The sequence below is a fragment of the Empedobacter sp. UBA7252 genome (assembly GCF_002472765.1).
Taxonomy (GTDB): Bacteria; Bacteroidota; Bacteroidia; order Flavobacteriales; family Weeksellaceae; genus Empedobacter; species Empedobacter falsenii_B.
In genome coordinates, this window is the sequence record NZ_DKSQ01000072.1 from 22,981 (window position 1) to 43,102 (window position 20,122).

At 32.5% G+C, this 20,122-nt stretch carries 10 protein-coding genes; 8 read left to right on the forward strand and 2 right to left on the reverse strand.

The genetic code is table 11. From position 1 onward, the window contains the following. Positions 1 to 65 precede the first annotated feature (65 nt). Both B2X73_RS10300 and B2X73_RS10305 read left to right on the forward strand, forming a co-directional pair. Positions 66 to 5,255 carry a translocation/assembly module TamB domain-containing protein gene (locus B2X73_RS10300; protein WP_291096366.1) on the forward strand — a complete coding sequence of 1,730 codons (5,190 nt, stop codon included), beginning with the start codon at positions 66 to 68 and terminating at the stop codon, positions 5,253 to 5,255. Then, entirely contained in the window at positions 5,252 to 7,600 is a 2,349-nt protein-coding gene (locus tag B2X73_RS10305) for a BamA/TamA family outer membrane protein (RefSeq protein WP_291096367.1), read from the forward strand. The genes B2X73_RS10300 and B2X73_RS10305 overlap by 4 nt, the downstream gene beginning before the upstream one ends. 72 nt (positions 7,601 to 7,672) lie before the next feature. Here B2X73_RS10305 and katG read toward each other — a convergent pair whose 3' ends face one another. After that, the gene (gene katG / locus B2X73_RS10310) at positions 7,673 to 9,895 is read right to left on the reverse strand and encodes a catalase/peroxidase HPI (protein WP_291096368.1); all 2,223 of its coding nucleotides are present in this window, start codon (positions 9,893 to 9,895) and stop codon (positions 7,673 to 7,675) included. Positions 9,896 to 10,242: 347 nt separating this feature from the next. Between katG and B2X73_RS15335 the strand changes: the two genes are divergently transcribed. The 6 genes from B2X73_RS15335 to B2X73_RS10335 all read left to right on the forward strand — a co-directional run bounded on the left by B2X73_RS15335 (position 10,243) and on the right by B2X73_RS10335 (position 19,430). Beyond that, entirely contained in the window at positions 10,243 to 10,554 is a 312-nt protein-coding gene (locus tag B2X73_RS15335; protein WP_409410979.1) for a DUF6660 family protein, read from the forward strand. Between the two features lie 126 nt (positions 10,555 to 10,680). Continuing rightward, the gene (locus B2X73_RS10315) at positions 10,681 to 15,042 is read left to right on the forward strand and encodes a CusA/CzcA family heavy metal efflux RND transporter (RefSeq protein WP_291096370.1); all 4,362 of its coding nucleotides are present in this window, start codon (positions 10,681 to 10,683) and stop codon (positions 15,040 to 15,042) included. A gap of 1 nt (position 15,043) precedes the next feature. Next, positions 15,044 to 16,288, forward strand: a complete 1,245-nt coding sequence (locus B2X73_RS10320) for an efflux RND transporter periplasmic adaptor subunit (protein ID WP_286496039.1) — start codon at positions 15,044 to 15,046, stop codon at positions 16,286 to 16,288. A gap of 1,668 nt (positions 16,289 to 17,956) precedes the next feature. After that, the gene (locus B2X73_RS10325; RefSeq protein ID WP_114999434.1) at positions 17,957 to 18,163 is read left to right on the forward strand and encodes a helix-turn-helix transcriptional regulator; all 207 of its coding nucleotides are present in this window, start codon (positions 17,957 to 17,959) and stop codon (positions 18,161 to 18,163) included. Beyond that, positions 18,160 to 18,486, forward strand: coding sequence for a HipA N-terminal domain-containing protein (locus B2X73_RS10330; protein ID WP_221857121.1), 327 nt, complete (start codon positions 18,160 to 18,162; stop codon positions 18,484 to 18,486). Before B2X73_RS10325 ends, B2X73_RS10330 begins: the two co-directional genes overlap by 4 nt. Further along, a complete protein-coding gene (locus B2X73_RS10335; RefSeq protein WP_286496040.1) occupies positions 18,483 to 19,430 on the forward strand; it encodes a HipA domain-containing protein in 948 nt (315 codons plus the stop codon). The genes B2X73_RS10330 and B2X73_RS10335 overlap by 4 nt, the downstream gene beginning before the upstream one ends. 233 nt (positions 19,431 to 19,663) lie before the next feature. Here the strand turns inward: B2X73_RS10335 and B2X73_RS10340 are convergent. Next, positions 19,664 to 20,122, reverse strand: a 459-nt coding sequence (locus B2X73_RS10340; RefSeq protein ID WP_291096369.1) for an IS110 family transposase, incomplete at its 5' end; no start/stop codon positions are given.

Genomic DNA, 20,122 nt, shown 5'->3' on the forward strand with positions numbered 1-20,122 from the left:
TGAAATTCAATGTAAAAAAAATACTCAAATACTTCTCTCTTACACTTTTATCAATATTTTTATTGGTGACAATTGCAATTTTTAGTTTACAGTTACCTACTGTACAAAATTTTGTAAAAAATAAATTAGTCAATTACCTCGAAAATAAAATACATACAAAAGTACAATTAGACCGTGTTTATGTCGATTTTCCAAATAGTTTGGTGATGGAAAATCTCTACTTACAAGGACAAGATGTTGACACGCTTTTATCGGTCAAAAAGTTTGATGTTGGTTTGGATATTTGGCAATTAACCAAAAGTAAAGCAGATATAAAATCTATTGATTTGAGTGGCGTTCATGCCAATGTTATACGTAAACCAGATGGGAAATTCAATTTCGATTATATTATCAATGCTTTTGTAACAGACGAAAAAGACGAAAGTCCTTCAAAGCCATTTATCATTTCGTTAGATAAAATAAAACTGAATGATATTTATGTTTCGTTCAATGATCAGCAAGCGGCAAATAACATCAAACTTCATCTAAATTCATTTGATACGCGTGTCAAAAAATTCGATTTAGAACAAAATTCGTATGGAATTAGCGATATCAATTTAGACGGTTTAAAGCTAAAATTGAAACAAGATATTGTAAAAGAAGTTGCGAAAAAAGTAGAAGAAAAAGTCGATTCTTTGAATGATCAAAAGCCAATGAAAATTGAATTGAACGGATTTAATTTAACCAATTTTGATATCGATTATGGCGATGATATTTCTGGAATGTTTGCTAAAGTCAAATTCAAAGATTTCAAAACGCGTGTTAAAAAACTTGATTTACAACAAAATTCTTATGCGGTTGATGATATTTTAGTGAATGGTTTGTTGGTTGATTTTAATCAAAAAATGGTTAATAAAATCCAAGAAAATAATGTGGATAAAATTGATCCAACTGCAAAACAAACTCCATTGCAAATTGGGTTGAGTAAGATTAATTTGAATGATATCAAAGTTAATTATGGTGACGAAAATTCGAAAACTTTTGCCAAAATTAACCTAAACGAATTTGAAACGAAAGTCAATAAACTTGATCTTGAAAATTCAATTTTCGACATCGAAAATATTTTGTTGAAAGACGCTGATATCGAAGCGAATTTATTCCTTTCTTCAAAGAATTCTACTTCGAATTCGTCTACTTCTTCAACCCCAATGAATTTGGTTTTGAACGAAACGAAATTAGAAAATGTAAAAGTAAAATACAACAATACTGCTGAACGTCGAACGGCTCAAGGAATGGATTTTAATCATTTGGATTTTTCTAAATTAAATCTTGATTTGCGCGATTTCGAAATGAAAAATAACACATTTGCTGGACAAGTAAAAAGTGCTGAAATAAAAGAATCAAGAGGATTGAATATTCAGAAATTAACAACAAATTTCTTGTACGCAGACACACAAGCGTATCTGAAAAACCTCTATTTACAAACACCAAGAACTGTTCTTCGTGACGAAGTTATTTTGCACTACAATACGATTAATGAGTTAACTTCTCATCCAGAAAATGTTTTGGTTAATGCGAATATCAAAAACTCAAAAATTGGTTTGGCAGATATTTTAAATCTTGCTCCAACGCTTAGAAATACGACGCCTTTCGACAAATATCCAAACGCCATTCTGAGTGTTAACACCAATGTAAAAGGAAAAGTAAACGATTTATTGATTAATAATCTCCAAGTTTCTGGTTTAGATGATTTGCAACTTTCGGCTTCTGGAAGAGTGAAAAATGCGATGAATCCAAAGAATTTATTTTATGATTTGAACATCAAAAACTTCTCAACATCTTCTAAAACGATATACAATTTAATTCCGAAAAATACTATTCCAACTAACATTAGAATTCCTTCAAAGCTTTCTGTCAAAGGAAAAGCGAAAGGAACAACCGAAATCATCAATACACAATTGGCAATAAATTCTACGTTGGGAAATGCGAAAATTGATGCAATTGTGGACATGCAAAAAAAGGATGCCGAGAAATATAATGTCAAAGCAGACCTACAAAATTTGGATATTGGAACGCTTATTAGCAACAAGGATTTAGGCAAAATAACAGGAAAAATTAATGCTATTGGAACAAGTTTCAACCCAGAAAAAATGGTTACAAAACTTTCAGGAACCGTTTCATCAGCTTATTACAATAAATATACTTATCAAAATATTACACTCGATGCAAAAGTGAATCATGGAGTATTTGATGCACATATTTTATCAAAAGATCCAAACGCGAATCTTAATTTGACGGCTTCTGGTGTGTACAAAAAGGATTTATCTGATGTAAAATTGAACGGAAATATTGTCAAATTAGATGTTCAAAAACTTGGTTTTTACAACGAACCGATGATTGTTGCAGGAGAAATTGATGCCAATTTCGCTGATTTAAATCCAGATTATTTAAATGGTTCTTTATATCTAAAAAACTTTGCATTATCCAATACAAAAGATATTTTTCCAATGCAAGAAGTAAGCTTGATTGCGACTTCAACTGCTGATTCAAATCAAATTAGTTTGACTTCACAATTGGCCGATTTGGATATGAAAGGAAAATTTAAATTGACACAAATTTTTGGTTCGATAACTTCAACAATTAACCAATATTATGAATTTCAGAAACCAAATAAAGACGAAAAAATAGAACCTCATCAATTCTTTACTTTGAATGCAAAAATTAAAGATGATGAGTTGATTCGAAGATTTGTTCCCGATTTGAAAAGCTTCGAAACCATAACACTTGACGCAACTTATAATGCCGATTCAAAACAAATCAATGTTGATGGAAAAATTCCGAATTTAACGTACGGAACAAATACGATTAACAATGGATTGATAAAACTATCCAACCAAGATGAATCCTTGTTGTATTCGTTGAATGTGGATGCATTAAAAAGTGAAAGTTTTCAATTACAAAAAATTGATTTGAATGGTGATATTACAAATAATGTGATCAATTATAACGTTTCGACAAAGGATGCGAAAGATGCAACACAATTTTTGGTGGCTGGAAATCTAAAAACGCTAAACGATATCACGGAAATTAGTCTTAATCCGAATGGATTGGTCTTAAACTACGATCAATGGCAAGTTGGTGAAGGAAATTTAATTCAGTTGAGAAAAGATGGAATTGTGGCGAATAATTTCAGTTTGATGAACAATGGAAGTCAAATTTTATTGCAATCTGAATCGGAAAAAGGAACAAGTCCGCTGAATATTACCATCAAAGATTTCAAAATTGAAACCATTGCAGAAATCATTAAAAAAGATGATTTACCTGCCGAAGGAATAATCAATGGAACAGCTCAAATTAGAGATTTAAACAAAGAAATGACCTTCAATGCTGATTTGACCGTTTCAGATTTAAAAGCTTTCGGAAATCCTATTGGAAATATTATAGCAAAAGTACAAAACACTTCTCCAACCATGATTAACGCTGATATTACCTTAGATGGAAACAGCAACAACATGAAGATTTTTGGAGATTATAATACCAAAGAAAGTGCGCTTGATTTAGCTTTAGATATCAATCGATTAGAAATGAAATCAGTGCAAGGATTTACAATGAATCGAATCAAAGATACAGAAGGTTATATTTCTGGAAATCTAAAAATCGTTGGAACAATGGATAAACCGAGCATTTTAGGTCAAGTCAAATTTAATCAAGTTGGTTTAACGATTGCTGAAACAGGAAGTAATTTCAGAAAAATTGATGACGCAATTGATTTCACGAACAAAGGAATTGAGTTCAATCGATTCAAAATTAATGACAACGATGGCAATTCATTAACGATAAGAGGAGAAATTTTAACGGAAACTTACCGTGACTTCGCCTTCAATTTAACAGCAAATGCACGAGATTTCAATGTGGTAAATTCAGAAAAATCGAACGATGCGATTATGTATGGAAAGTTAGCTGTCAATGCAAACTTAACGATAAAAGGTGATTTAGATTTACCTAAAGTAAACGGAATTTTAACCGTAACTGATGACACGAATTTTACATTTGTTTTACCTCAATCCTCGCCTTCTTTACAAGAGCGAGAAGGAATTGTCGAATTCATCGATCAAGATCAAGTGGCGCTTCAAGAAACAATTAAAACAGATGAATTAATAGCCGAATCTAAAATAAAAGGGTTAGATGTAAGTGTCAATATTGAAATTAGCAAAGAAGCCAAGACATCAATTATCATCGACAAAGCAAACGGAGATTTTGTAGAAATACAAGGTGAAGCCGAATTAACAGGCGGAATGGATCCTTCAGGAAAAATGACGTTGGTTGGCGTTTATCAAGTAGAAAAAGGTGCGTACGAACTTTCGGTGAGCTTGTTAAAACGTCGTTTTGATATTCAGAAAGGAAGTAGCATTACATGGACTGGTGAGCCAACTACAGCCAATTTAGACATTACGGCGATTTACAAAACAAAAGCCGCTCCTATTGATTTAATCGAACAACAAATTTCGGGCTATTCTTCTTCTGAAATGAACATGTACAAACAACGAATTCCGTTTAATACCGAGTTAATTTTGAAAGGTGAATTATTAAAACCTGATATTAAATTCAATATTTCAATGGATAAAGAGAATCCTTCCATTGCAACTGCGGTGATCGAAAATACACAATTGAAATTGGATCAGTTGAAAAATGATGAAGCCGAAATGAACAAGCAAGTATTTGCCTTGTTATTATTGAATCGTTTTATTGGCGAAAATCCATTCGAAAGTAAAACAAGTGTTTCTGCAGAAACAATGGCGCTACAAAGTGTAAGTAATATTTTGTCGCAACAATTGAATAATTTGGCGGATGATTTAATCCAAGGAATTGATATCGATTTGGGATTAGATACACAAGACGATTATTCTTCAGGATCTAAAAACACACGTACTGATCTGAATGTTGCCGTGAGCAAACGATTACTAAACGACCGATTGAAAGTTTCGGTTGGAAGTAATTTTGGATTAGATGGTGATGCACGAGAAAATGAAAACATGACTAATATTGCGGGTGATATCACAATTGATTATAGCTTATCTCGTGATGGTCGATACATGTTGAGAGCTTATCGAAAAGATGAATACCAAGTCGCATTACAAGGACAAATTGTAGAAACAGGTGTTGGATTTATCATCACATTAGATTACGATAAATTCAAAGAAATTTTCGAGAAAAGAAGAAAAAATAGAACGAACAGAGCAAATAGAAATACACAAAATCAAGAAGTGAAACCATGAAAAAATCAGTTTTAACCTATATCAAATTTATAACTTGTTCAATTTCTATTTTAGGTATTTCTTCTTGTAGCAATACACGTTTTCTGAAAGAAGGTGAAATGCTTTACACGGGCTCTAAATTAACAATAGAAGGCGACTCGTTAAGCAAAGCCGACAAAGCTGAACTAAAAGATAATCTCGAAAAAAATATCATTCCAAAACCTAATTCAAGTTTTTTTGGACTTCGTCCGCGTTTGTACATTTACAACATCACCAGCGAACCTAAAAAGCAAAAAGGACTGAAATATTGGTTAAAATATAAAGTGGGTGAAAAACCTGTTTTATTGGGAGATGTAGACATCGAATTCAATAAAAAAATTCTGGTCAATTATTCAGAAAACAAAGGATTTTTCAATGCCAAAGCACAAGATGATACAATAAGTAAAAACAAAAAAGCGGAAGTACATTATGTTTTGCAACCGCGCAAACGTTATTACATCAACCAAGTTAATTTTCCAAAAGATACCACTTTAGCGGTCAACAAAGAAATTAAAAAAACACAAGCAAATACGTTACTGAAAGATAAGCAACCTTTCGATTTAGATGTGATCAAAGCTGAACGAGAACGAATAGATGCACGTCTGAAAGAAAATGGTTACTATTATTTTCATCCCGATAACATCATTGTACAAGCGGATAGTACGGTTACCAATAAGCAAGATGTCGAACTTTTTGTAAAGTTAAAAGATAAAACACCAGAACAAGCCAAACAACAATATAGCATTGACAAAGTAATTGTTTTCCCAGATTATAACATTCGCGAAGCGCGAAAAGGAATCTATAAAATGCCCATGAACAACGATTCGTTAGCGAAATATGAGCAAAATGGATTTTACATGGTGGATTCGAAAAAGTACTTTAAACCAAAGGTTTTTGATCGTGTATTATACTTTCAAACAGGGGATTTATATAACCGAGCAGATCATAATTTAACCCTAAATCGATTAATTAATTTGGGTGTATTCAAATTTGTGAAAAATGATTTCGTGATCTCTGATTCTATTAACAATAAATTTGATGTGTATTATACCTTAACACCACGCGAATTCCAATCATTGAGATTAGAAGTTTTAGGACGAACAAACTCGGCGAATTATGGTGGTGGTGAGTTAAATTTAAACTGGACACATCGTAATATTTTCAAAGGTGCGGAACAACTAAAAATGGCGTTATATGGTGCGTTTGATATGCAATTGGGCGGACAAAAAGATGCGAATAATATTTTTAGAGCTGGTTTTAATACGCAACTTTCGATTCCAAGAATTGTAGCACCTTTCAAATTTCATTCGTCAAGTGCGTTTGTACCGAGAACCAATATTGAGATTGGTTACGAATACCAAAACAGATCGAGATTATATACGCTTCATAATTTCAATACGTCATTTGGATATGTTTGGAAAGAAAATGCTCAAAAAGAACACAATTTAAAAGTTTTTAGTGCGACTTTATTGTTTCCAGAAAAAGTAACAGATGAATATAACAGCAAGATTTACGATTCAATTGGAAATATCATCAACCCAAGTTTAAAACGTGTAGTGGACAAACAATTAATCTTTGGACCACAATATTCATACACGTATACAACCACGATGTTACCACGAAAAAGCACATTTTACTACCGTGGATCTGTCGATTTAGCGGGAAATTTAACTGGTTTGATTACAGGTGCAAATGTAAAAAAAGACAAGGAAAAAAAGATTTTCAAAATTCCATTTAGTCAATACGCAAAAATGGAACACGACTTCCGTTTTTATCATAAATTTTCAGATAAATCATCAATTGCCACACGATTTATTGGTGGCATCGCTTATCCGTACGGAAATTCAGAATTTGTTCCCTACTCGAAACAATTCTTTGTCGGAGGAAGCAACAGTATTCGCGCATTTAGAGCGCGAACATTAGGACCAGGAAGTTATGATCCACGTAACCAAAATGCAAATTTCTTTTATGATCAATCGGGTGATATTAAATTAGAAGTAAATGCAGAATTTAGACAAAAATTATTCAGCTTTCTTAATCTCGCCTTGTTTGTTGATGCTGGAAACATTTGGTTAATTAACGAAGATGAAACACGTCCAGGTGCTAAGTTTTCAAAAGAGTTTATGAGCGAAATAGCAGTTGGAGCAGGTTTAGGATTACGTCTTGATTTTAATATCTTAATTTTAAGATTAGATTTAGCAACACCGCTTCGTGTCCCATATTATGAAAAAAATGATCGATGGACATTTGATAAGATTGATTTCGGAGATAAAGCATGGCGAAAAGATAATTTAATTTTGAATATTGCCATTGGATATCCGTTCTAAGCAAAGCGTAAAGCAAAAATAAAAAAAATGAGCGTCACAATGGACGCTCATTTTTTTTATTTAATCATATATTTATTTCAAATCAAAACGATCTGCGTTCATTACTTTATTCCAAGCAGCAACGAAATCGTTGATAAATTTATCTTGAGCATCTTCTTGTGCATAAACTTCTGCTACGGCACGTAATTCAGAATTTGAACCGAATACTAAGTCCGCACGAGTTCCTGTCCATTTTGGTGCTCCAGTTTTACGATCAGATCCCATATAGATTTCTTTCGTTTCATCTGTCGCTTTCCAAACAGTACCCATGTCCAATAAATTCACAAAGAAATCATTTGTCAACTGACCTGGACGATCTGTGAAAATACCATGTTTCGAACCATCATAATTCGCATTCATCGCACGCATTCCACCAACTAAAACAGTTAATTCTGGTGCAGTCAACGTTAACAATTGTGCTTTATCAATCACCAATTCTTCTGTCGAAACAAATCTTCTTGTGTTTTTGCGGTAGTTTTTAACCCCATCTGCAATTGTTTCTAAGTACGCTATAGATTCAACTTCTGTATCCTCTTGCGTTGCATCTCCACGACCTGCTGCAAACGGAACAGTAATTGTTTTTCCGGCATCTTTTGCTGCTTTTTCAATCGCTGCATTTCCTCCTAAGACAATTAAATCCGCAATCGAAACTTGTTTTGAAGAATTCGCTGAATTAAATTCTTGTTGAATATTTTCTAAAACTGTTAAGACTTTATTCAATTGAATTGGATTATTCCCTTCCCAATTTTTCATTGGTTCCAAACGAATACGCGCACCATTTGCTCCTCCACGTTTATCCGATCCACGGAAAGACGAAGCCGAAGCCCAAGCTGTAGAAACTAATTCTGAAACAGATAATCCTGAAGTTAAAATTTTCGCTTTCAAATCAGCAATATCAGCCTCATCAATTAATTCATGCGTAACAGCCGGAATCGGATCTTGCCAAATAAACACTTCTTTTGGCACATCTGCACCCAAATAACGAGAAACTGGTCCCATATCACGGTGCGTCAACTTGAACCATGCTTTACGGAAAGCATCTTCAAATTCTTGTGGATGTTCTAAGAAACGACGTCCAATTTTTTCATATGCTGGATCTGTACGTAACGCAATATCAGAAGTCAACATCGTTGGTCTTATTTTTTTTGAAGAATCATGTGCATGTGGAATAATTTCGCCTACATCTTTTGCTACCCATTGATGAGCACCTGCAGGAGATTTCGTTAATTCCCATTCAAAACCGAACAAATAGCTTAAGAATAAATTCGACCATTCTGTTGGTTTACTTGTCCACGTTACTTCAAGACCAGATGTAATGGTATCACCTGCATTTCCTGTCCCGTACAAGTTTTTCCAACCCAAACCTTGCATTTCTAAATCTGCCGATTCTGGATCAGCTCCAACATGATCAGCCGAAGCAGCACCATGCGTTTTACCAAATGTATGTCCACCCGCTATCAATGCTAAAGTTTCTTCGTCATTCATCGCCATACGCGCAAACGTATCACGAATATCTCTAGCCGAAGCTAATGGATCAGGATTTCCATCTGGTCCTTCAGGATTCACATAAATTAACCCCATTTGTACAGCAGCCAACGGATTCTCTAAATCACGATCTCCAGAATAACGACTATTTTCTCCTCCACTTGGTTCTAACCATATTTTTTCAGATCCCCAATACACATCCATATTTGGCTCCCAAACATCTGCACGACCACCTGCGAAACCAAGTGTCTTGAATCCCATTGATTCTAACGCAACATTTCCTGTTAATACGATTAAATCTGCCCAAGAAATTTTATTTCCATATTTTTGTTTGATAGGCCAAATTAAGCGACGAGCCTTATCCAACGATACGTTATCTGGCCATGAATTAAGAGGCGCAAAACGTTGTTGCCCTTCACCTGCTCCTCCACGTCCATCTTGTACACGATAAGTTCCAGCACTGTGCCAAGCCATACGAATAAAAAATGGTCCGTAATGACCGAAATCTGCTGGCCACCAATCTTGCGAATCCGTCATCAAAGCTTTTAAATCTGCTTTTACAGCTTCTAAATCTAATTTTTTAAATTCTTCTGCATAATTAAAATCTTCACCCATTGGATTTGATTTGTTCGAATGTTGACGAAGAATACTAACATTTAATTGATTAGGCCACCAATCTTTATTTTGAGTCCCTTCACCAGCAACAGGTGTTGTCGCTACTTTACCATTGTGAAATGGGCATTTTGAGATGTCTCCTCCTTGATTTTCCATTAATGATTATTTTATGTTTATTATTTTGTTTTGTAAATATCATAAATATAATAATTTGTCTTATTAATTAAAAATCAAATTGTTTTATCAATCAATCAATTTATTTTATATAGAATGTAAATTAAATAGTTATTAATTATATTATAAAAATTGATTCGTTTATTTTTAATGAATAAAGAGATTTCGAGAATCGACAATCTTTTAAGTTTATATTTGTATCAACACGAAACTACATTTCAAATAATTCTTTAGGACTTAGAAATTCTCAATCTTAATTTTCAATATATCTTAACATCATAAAATTATTACAGTCAAAAAATGTTTTTATATTTGTAACAATGAAATTTATGATTTTCATAATCGCTTTATATGTTAATGTTCTATCATTTATTCCTTGTCAGGATACAAATAGTAATGGAACACTAACTTCTGTGGTACATAGTGAAAATGAAACACCTAATCATAAAGATAAATGTAGTCCTTTGTGTGCGTGTAATTGTTGCCAAATAACAATTTCTTCGATAAAATTCACACGATTACTAAAAACACCAAAAGTATTTGAATCAAATACTTCAAAAAAAATACAATTCAAAAAAAATACAATTCAAAACCAATTGTATGCCGATATCTGGCAACCTCCTAAAATAAACATTGCTTAACGAGACGATTTCTATTTTTCGTCTACACATTGATTTCAATTAATTAAAAATTGAAGTCAACACTTTTCTGTGCTCATTTATTTTGATAATAAGTGGGTAATGTTAATGCAATTAATCAAATTATCTGTGTTAGATAAAATCATAAAATTTAGTATCCAAAACAAGATTGTTATTGGAATTATGACTGGTTTATGGATTATCTGGGGCGTATGGAGTGCAACAAAATTGCCAATAGATGCGGTACCAGATATCACCAATAATCAAGTCCAAATTATTACGGTCAGCCCTACTCTAGCTGGTCAAGAAGTAGAACAATTGGTTACTTTTCCAATTGAACAAAGTATTGCAAATATTCCTGATATAGAAGAAACAAGAAGTATTTCTCGTTTTGGTTTATCTGTGATTACGGTAGTGTTTAAAGAAGATGTTGACATTTATTTTGCACGTCAATTAGTCAACGAAAAATTAAAAGAAGCACAAGAAGACATTCCGCAAGGTGTTGGCATTCCCGAATTATCACCTGTGAGTACTGGTCTTGGAGAAGTCTATCAATATATTTTACATCCTAAAAAAGGAAGTGAGAAAAAATACAATTCAAAACAATTGCGCGAAATGCAAGATTGGATTGTTCGGAGACAATTAAACGGAACGCCTGGTGTTGCTGAGATCAATAGTTTTGGTGGAGAATTAAAGGAATACGAAGTTGCTTTAGATCCGAATAGATTGCGCGCAATGGGAATTAGTGTATCAGATATTTTTGATGCCTTAGAAAAAAATAATCAAAATACTGGAGGAGCTTACATCGATAAGAAGCCAAATGCTTACTTTATTCGAGGAATAGGAATGGTAACTTCTCTAGATGATGTAAAATTAATTCCTATAAAAAATGTGACGGGAACTGTTCCTATTTTTATAAAAGACGTAGCTGATGTAAGACTAGGACATGCCATACGATACGGAGCGATGACCTACAATGGTGAAGTAGATGCTGTTGGAGGTGTTGTAATGATGTTAAAAGGAGCCAATTCTAACGAAGTGGTTAACCTAATTAAAGATAAAATACCTACAATTCAAAAATCACTACCAGACGATATCGTCATCGAGCCTTTCCTAGATCGAACGAATTTAGTAAATCGTGCAATTAAAACAGTAGAAAAAAATCTGATCGAAGGTGCATTAATTGTCATTTTTGTATTGGTTATTTTTCTTGGTAATCTAAGAGCTGGTTTAATCGTTGCTTCAGCAATTCCTCTATCCTTATTATTTGCATTAGGAATGATGAATGTTTTTGGTGTAAGTGCGAATTTAATGAGTTTAGGAGCGATTGATTTTGGATTGATAGTCGATGGAGCCGTTATTATTGTAGAAGCGACTTTACATCATCTTGGACTTAGAAAATCAACGCATCGATTAACCCAAAAAGAAATGGATGAAGAGGTTTTTCTTTCAGCTTCAAAAATTAGAAATTCAGCCGCTTTCGGGGAAATTATCATCCTTATTGTGTACATTCCTATTCTTACATTGGTTGGTGTAGAAGGAAAAATGTTTACACCAATGGCTAAAACAGTTGGTTTTGCAATTCTAGGTGCATTGATTCTTTCGTTAACGTACATCCCAATGATGAGTGCTTTATTTTTATCAAAAAAGCCTACTCTCAAAGCTTCTTTTTCAGATAAAATGATGGTGAAAATCCATAAAGTTTATGAACCATTATTAGAAAAAGCAATCCGAATCAAATATTGGTTAGTTGGTATTACAGTTGCAATTTTTGCAGTATCAATTATTCAATTCAGGAATATGGGAGGAGAATTTATTCCACAATTACAAGAAGGTGATTTTGCTTTTCACTGTATTTTACCACAAGGAAGTTCCTTAACCCAAAGTTTAGAAACATCCATGCAAGCTTCTCGAATTTTAAAAGAATTTGATGAAGTAAAAATGGTCGTTGGCAAAACAGGTTCTGCTGAGGTCCCTACAGATCCTATGCCTCCTGAAGCAACAGATATGATTATCGTTCTAAAACCAAAGGACGAATGGAAAAGAAAAATTTCTTATGAAGAATTAGGTGATGAAATGATGGAAAAACTAGAGGTTATTCCTGGTGTATTCTTTGAAAAAAATCAACCAATTCAAATGCGTTTTAATGAATTGATGACAGGAATTCGACAAGATGTAGCAGTCAAAATTTTTGGCGAGAATTTAGATTCGTTGTCTTATTATGCAGATAAAACCTCAAAAGCAATTCAATCTGTTGAAGGTGTTACAGTACCCCAAGTAGAACGCGTAAGTGGTTTGCCTCAGATTAATATTGAATATGACCGAATCCGAATGGCAAATTACGGATTAAACATTCAAGATGTAAATGATATGTTGAGTACAGCATTTGCTGGAAAAACAGCTGGACAAGTTTTCGAGAATGAACGACGCTTTGATTTGGTTGTTCGATTGGATAGTGTGCATCGAAAAAGCATTGATGACATTAACAATTTAATGATTCCTACAAGTTCTGGCAATCAAATTCCAATCTCTCAGGTCGCAAATGTGAGTTATAAATTAGGCGCTTCACAAATTAGTCGCGAAGAAGGAAAACGAAGAATTGTAATTGGTTTCAACGTAAAAGATCGCGACGTACAATCAGTTGTAAAAGATATTCAGACAAAATTAGACAACGAAATCAAATTGCCTTCTGGCTATTATTTCACCTATGGAGGGCAGTTCGAAAATCTACAAGCAGCTAGTCAACGTTTGATGATTGCAGTACCAATCTCCTTATTATTAATTTTTATGTTATTGTATTTCACATTTCATTCCTTCAAACAAGCTGCATTAATTTTCACAGCAATTCCAATGAGTGCAATCGGAGGTATTTTTGCATTAATCATTCGCGATATGCCATTTAGTATTAGTGCCGGAATCGGTTTTATTGCTTTGTTCGGAGTAGCTGTTTTAAACGGAATTGTTTTAATTGGAACATTCAACCAATTAGAAAAAGAAGGAGAAAAAAATATTCTAAAACGAATAATGGAAGGAACCAATATCCGATTACGACCAGTATTAATGACAGCGACAGTTGCATCGTTAGGATTTTTACCAATGGCAATTTCCACAGGCGCAGGTGCCGAGGTTCAAAAACCTTTAGCAACAGTTGTCATTGGAGGATTAATCACAGCTACTTTTTTAACCTTATTTGTATTACCAATGTTATATTTAATATTCAATTCAAAACTTTCGAAAATAAAATTGAATTCAAAAAATACACTTCCATTTCTTGTAATCGGAATGTTTTTAATGGGACAATCTATTCAAGCGCAAACTCGTTCAATTAATATTCAAGAAGCACAACAAATTGCAATTGAAAATAATCCATTAATCAAAGCAAATGAACGAAGTATTTCATCAAGTGAAGCTTTAAAAGGAACCGCAAATGAATTACCAAAATTAAATGTGGAAGCACAACTTGGGCAATATGCGAGTCCAAAATTTGATTATGGTTTATCCATTTCTCAAAGTATTCCATTTCCAACGATTTTTAAACATCGAAAGGCAGTTTTAGAATCAGAAGTAAATAGCAAGAAGATACAAAAAGAAGTAACAACAAACGAATTGTTGAAACAAGTGAGAACCTATTTCTATCAGATCGAATATTTTGAATATAACCATGATCAACTCGAACAATTAAATAAACTTTATTTAGAATTTATTCGAATTGCTTCGGTTCGATTTAATGCGGGTGATATTAAGAAAATCGAAATTAATTCGGCAGAAACACAACAAGGAGAAATCAACCTACTGTTGAAACAAAACAAAGTGTATTTAGCAAATGCGTACAAAAATCTAAACGTATTATTGAATACCGAAGAGAGTTTTACAATTACCAAAGAGACGAATTATATTCCATTAAAATTGAGTGGAATTTTAGACGGTTCTACAATTGATAATAATCCTACTCTCAAAGCTTTTTACCAACAGATGGAAATTACAGAACGAAACAAAGAAGTCGTAAAAGCCGAAGGTTTACCAGAATTCTCAGTTGGTGTAAACAGTTTATCGATGATTGGAATGCACGAAAAAAATGGCGTGGAAAGATATTACAATGGCCTTGATCGTTTTACTTCAGTAAACCTTGGTGTAGCAATTCCATTAACGTTTGGTGCTACAAAAGCAAAAATCAAAGCATTGGAATATGATAAACAAGCCATTCAAGAAACAGCCAATTTTCAAAAACAGCAACTAAAAGTTCAATTAGAAAACGCAACCAGTCAATATCAGCAAGATTTGGAGCAGTATGAATATTATGTAAACCAAGCTATTCCAAATGCAGAAAAAATTGTAAAAGCAGCTCAATTAGGTTACAAAACTGGTGAAATCTCGTATGTTGAATATCTTTTTGCATTGCAAACCGCAACGGATATTCAATTAAAATATCTTGAATCGATACAACAAGTCAATCAAACTATTGTCAATATTAATTCTATCATCAATCAATAAAATGAAAAAAATAAAGATCATTATCTATAGCATGTTAACCATATTATTTCTAAGTAGTTGTACCAAAGAAACAAAAACGGAACAACCCACAGAAGAAAAAGAAGCTGAACACGAAGAAACGCCACAAACAATTGTTACGCTAACAGAAGAACAGATGAAGGCTGTTGGTATAAAACTGGGAACTATTGAAGTAAAAGAGCTAACGGCTATGATTAAAGCAAACGGACTTTTGAATGTTCCAAACAGTAATATGGCCAGTGTATCATCCATGTTTGGTGGAGTAATACAAACATTACCTATTCAGGAAGGTTCATATGTCAAAAAAGGACAAGTAATTGCGACAATTTCAAACCCAGAATTTATTCTAACACAAGAACAATACTTAACTGTTTTGAGTCGAATTACCTATGCAGAGCAAGAATTTAGAAGACAAAAAGAATTGTTTGATAACGATGCAGGTGCAAAAAAGAACCTTCAGAATTCTTCTGCCGAATTGAAAACATTACGTTCTCAAAAAGCATCTTTGTCTCGTCAACTGCAAATGATGGGAATTAATCCTTCTAAAGTAACCAATGCAAATTTGAGAAATGGAATGGTCATTACAGCACCAATTAGTGGAACAGTAAGTAAAATTATTGCGCAAATAGGAAGTTATGTAGATGTCTCATCTCCTGTCGCTGAAATCATTGATAATAGTTCTATTCACTTAGACTTACAAGTTTTCGAGAAAGATTTACCTAAAATGAAAGTTGGTCAGGTCATTCAATTTGAATTAACAAATAATCCAGGAAACAGTTACGAAGCAGTCGTTTACAGCATTGGTTCTTCTTTCGAAAATGAAAGTAAAACCATAGCAGTACATAGCAAAGTACGAGGAAATAAAAGTGGATTAATAAATGGAATGAATATTACAGGAGCCGTAAGCTTAAGTAATTCCTCTACACCTGCTGTTCCGAATGAAGCAATTGTAGAAGCAGATGGTAAATTTTACATCTTTGTCAAAACAAACAAAAAAGTAGAAGAGCATACAGACGAAGAAAGTAAAGATCCGAATGAAAAGAACAAAGAACATAAAAATGAAACATCGATAAACTTTGAAAAAATCGAGGTTGTAAAAGGTTCTTCAGATATGGGTTACACAGCTATTACAACCGTAAATAAAATTGATCCAACTGCACAAATTGTTGTAAAAGGAGCGTTTTTTGTGAATGCTAAATTAAGTAATTCTGGCGATCACGGACATTAAAAACAATTCAAATAAATTGAGTCATATGCACTCCCCTAACTAACTTCCAATAAAAAGTCCGATAGACAATATGTTTATTGGACTTTTTAGTAGTTGTAATAAATAAGTAACTATTTAATTCGTAATTCAAAAATCTCAAATACTTTTTTATCATATGATATTCATCAAAGCTTATCATCTAGCTGTCATTCTGGGCTTGTCTCAGAATCGCATTCAATATGTCATTTCGAGGTATCGAGAAATCTTTTGTCACTTTTTTAGAGATTGTATAATTCAACAAATTGAAACATAGCGATCTACTAACTATGTGTAATAGATTTATCTTCTCTATTGCTCTTTATTTTCTACATCCAGGTTCTATGTATCTATGTGGTGAATATTCTTTTCTGTCATATCTTCCTTTCATTTTTTTATTCATAGCTTATCTATTTTAATTATCGGTATTCATATACCCTTCGGGGAAGCTCATCCAAAAAAACATTTGAAATTAAAAGGAGGAGCCATGGTATGGCTCAGGTAATTCAACTTGCTAAATTATTTACATAAAGTTGGCAACTCGCTCCACTCAGACACTCCAACTTTTTTTTATTCCAATGATTTAGAGTTAAATTGCATTTCGATTCTAAATCGTCGGATTTTTCTAATCCTTTTTTCTAATTCAGATTCGTTATCACTTTTATCAACGGATTTTAGAGTCGACTTACGATTTGCAGACGAGCTTCAATCCATTGAAACAAGCGTAAAAAAGATTAGTGAGCGATAGCGAATCATTTAATCTTTTTAGTGCGTAAAATGGTAATTGAACGTCGAAAATCGCAGTCTTGATTTTTTGATTACTTTTTGATCAAGCAAAAAGTAATAAATAAAGAACTACTAATTATTCTCTTATTCACGTAATTATGTTCAGAACCTCAACTCGTTGTTAATTTGAGGTATCGAGAAATCTATTACTTTCATTTTTTTATTCATAGCTTATCTATTTTAATTATAGGTATTCAGATGCCCTTCGGGGAATAGTCAAAAAAACTAACGAAAAAAGACTTGGCTGTAAAACTCTCTACTAAATATGTTCTCATTTCTCTAAAGATTTTAAAAACCCTACGGGCTAATACCTTTTTAAGTTTCATTCAAACATTTTCTTAACGTGTGTGTTTTAATACCGTTTTCGTCATTCTTTTCCAATATTCAAATTCGCTTTTAGTACGGTCACTGAGGTTTTAGAAGGAAAAAATCAAACATGCGAAGGGAATAGATCGTAAAAATGTGGCTTCGTGAACCTCAGCCACCAAGAAAAACCTGTTCCTAGGCTCTCGAAGGGAAAAGATCAAACTATCAAGAAGAAAAGGTTTTCAGTATGGTTAAAATTTAGTTTATATCCATTTGTTATACGTCTTAATTAAAATTCGTCAGTTCGAGTGATTTTTCGAAATAATAATGAAGAAAAATTGTATCGAGAATAGAATTTTATCTTCAAAAAATTCAGCCACCAAAAGATCGTTCCCTGAGTTCTAAAAAGGAAAATATCGTAAAAGTGTGACTTCGAGAACCTCAGCCACCAAGAAATGACCGTACCCTAAAAGGTATAATACTTACGTTTATATAAATTTTATACCTTATTGGGTATAAAACAAAAATTATGACTATATTTATACCTCAAAGGGTATAAGTATGAATCAATCAATTGCAGAATTTATCAAACAGAAAAGAAAAAGATTAAAACTTACACAACCTGAATTAGCTGAGAGAGCTGGAGTTGGTTTAAGATTTATTCGTGAACTAGAACAAGGAAAACCTTCTGTAAGATTAGATAAAGTGAATCAAGTTTTAGCTTTATTTGGTTCTGAAGTTGGTGTAATTGATAAAATTGAGCAATGAGAAAAGGTTTAGTCTATTATAAAAATCAATTTGCAGGAACAATTTCTGAAAATGAAAATGGTTATATTTTTAAATACGATCAAGAATATTTGAATAATTTGGAATCGAAACCAATTAGTTTAACGCTTCCAAAACAACAAGATTCTTATGAAAGTAAAATTTTATTTCCTTTTTTTGATGGATTAATACCAGAAGGTTGGCTTTTGAATATTGCAGTAAAAAATTGGAAATTAAATTCTAAAGATCGTTTTGGTTTATTATTAACCCTTTGCAAAGATTGTATTGGAGCTGTTTCTATCATTTCAAATAATGAAGAATTATGATAAAATGCCTTAGTTGTTACAAAGAATTAGCAGAAAATGAAATTGATTTTCATTCTAAATGTTCTAAAAAAATATTTGGTTCAATAAATCCTCCTTCAATTGATTTTGACAGCAAACAATTAGAAGAATTAGCAAAAGAGTTGATTGTAAAAAGTGTTGCAGTTACAGGTGTACAGCCAAAATTATCTTTAAATCTTATAAGCGATATAAATAAACAATCGAGATTTACAATTGTGGATCTTGAAGGAAATTATATTTTAAAACCTGCTTCAAAAGAATATATCGACTTACCCGAAAATGAAGACTTAACCATGCATTTAGCGGAATTGGTAAAAATAAAAACAGCAACACACACACTTATTCGGCTTAAATCAGGTGAATTGGCTTATTTAACAAAGCGATTTGATCGAAAAAATCAAGATAAAATTGCTGTTGAAGACTTTTGTCAATTGACTGAAAATTTAACGGAACATAAATATCGAGGATCAATAGAAAAAATCGGAAAATTAATCTATCAACTAACTAAAAATAGTGGATTTGAAGCTCAAAAATTATTTGAAATTGTTTTATTTAATTACTTGACTGCAAATGCTGATATGCATCTTAAAAACTATTCATTAATCGAAAATGATTTCAATGAATACCAATTATCTCCAGCTTACGATTTATTGAATACACTGTTATTAATTCCCGATGATAAGGAAGAATCTGCATTAACAATTAATGGTAAAAAAAATAGATTAAAAATAGAAGATTTCAATCAGTTAGCGAAAACATTAAAAATACCTAATAAATCAGTAGAATCTATTTACAAAAGATTCATCAAAATTAGACTAAAATGGATCGATTTTGTGGAGATTAGCTTCTTAAATAAAGATACTAAACAAGCGTATATTGAAACATTGAACACTAGATTTAATAAATTGTTTAGTTCTAATAATTAGAGCAAGTATGACTTCAAGAACCTCAGCCACCAAGAAAACCGTTCCCTGAGCATTCTAAATGCAGTATCTTTCTATAACTTTTTTATTCATAGCTTAATCTATTTTAATTATAGATATTCATTTGAAACAATAATAACTCATGAATAAAAAATGAATGAATATAGTTTTTCAAAATCCTTTTTCTAATTCAAATTCGTTGTCACTTTTAACAACAAATTTTGTCATTCTGATTTCTATGACAAAACCAAGTTATTTTTATAAATAGTTTGATTTTTAATTAGAGCATAAATCCGATGAATAATTTTGTTTCTCACAGCGTTTAAAACAGCCATTTTATTTTTACCTTGTTCAACTTTTCGATGATAGTAAATCGCCAAGTCATTTTCTAACCGAATAGCACTCATAGCTGCTAAATGCAATAGTTTTTTCAACTCTTTATCTGCCATAGTTGATACTTTTGGTCTTCGTTTTATAGATGTTCCAGACTGAAAATCAAATGGAGCTACTCCTGCATAACAAGCCATTTGTCTTGGCGTATTTATAGTTGTAAAACCATCTGTTTTTATCAACATATTAAATGCTAAAACTTTTCCTACTCCAGGGATTGATTGTATTCTTTTATAATGATCGTAAAGTTGTTCATCTTCACAAATTAGCTGATAGATTCTATCTTCTATTTCATTAATTTGTTT

Excerpts from the sequence above, each read along its gene's own strand:
- B2X73_RS10305 (WP_291096367.1), top strand. The coding sequence starts at position 5,252 with ATGAAAAAATCAGTTTTAACCTATATCAAATTTATAACTTGTTCAATT.
- B2X73_RS10330 (WP_221857121.1), top strand. The coding sequence starts at position 18,160 with ATGAGAAAAGGTTTAGTCTATTATAAAAATCAATTTGCAGGAACAATT.
- katG (WP_291096368.1), bottom strand. The coding sequence starts at position 9,895 with ATGGAAAATCAAGGAGGAGACATCTCAAAATGCCCATTTCACAATGGT.
- B2X73_RS15335 (WP_409410979.1), top strand. The coding sequence starts at position 10,243 with ATGATTTTCATAATCGCTTTATATGTTAATGTTCTATCATTTATTCCT.
- B2X73_RS10320 (WP_286496039.1), top strand. The coding sequence starts at position 15,044 with ATGAAAAAAATAAAGATCATTATCTATAGCATGTTAACCATATTATTT.
- B2X73_RS10325 (WP_114999434.1), top strand. The coding sequence starts at position 17,957 with ATGAATCAATCAATTGCAGAATTTATCAAACAGAAAAGAAAAAGATTA.
- B2X73_RS10335 (WP_286496040.1), top strand. The coding sequence starts at position 18,483 with ATGATAAAATGCCTTAGTTGTTACAAAGAATTAGCAGAAAATGAAATT.